Origin of the sequence: Pseudoalteromonas sp. SG45-1 (assembly GCF_014164135.1) — a bacterium.
Classification (GTDB): domain Bacteria; phylum Pseudomonadota; class Gammaproteobacteria; order Enterobacterales; family Alteromonadaceae; genus Pseudoalteromonas; species Pseudoalteromonas distincta.
The window spans coordinates 1-251 of the sequence record NZ_JACJEP010000089.1 but is presented as its reverse complement, the minus strand read 5'-3'; the positions used below and the strand labels follow the sequence as shown (position 1 = coordinate 251).

Sequence of the window (251 nt, the reverse complement as noted above, 5' to 3'; positions counted from 1 at the left end):
CCATACAACGCCAAACGCGTTTTATGCGACAGTTTAGACAGAAGTTAATATAACTAAAGTAGAAATTACTTAGAAAGACTTAAAAAATATTATCAGATATTTTCCAAATTCAGTTAATGCGTAGAAATACGAATTAACGCCCAAATTTGCTTGGTGACAATAGCGTTTTGGACCCACCTGACTCCATGCCGAACTCAGTAGTGAAACGAAACAGCGCCGATGATAGTGTAGCATTTGCTATGTGAAAGTAG

The 251-nt window shown here is 37.1% G+C and carries 1 rRNA gene; it reads left to right on the top strand.

What is annotated here, in order from left to right:
• Nucleotides 1-149: 149 nt before the first annotated feature.
• Nucleotides 150-251 (top strand): 5S ribosomal RNA (gene rrf / locus H5117_RS20475); the annotation flags it as partial.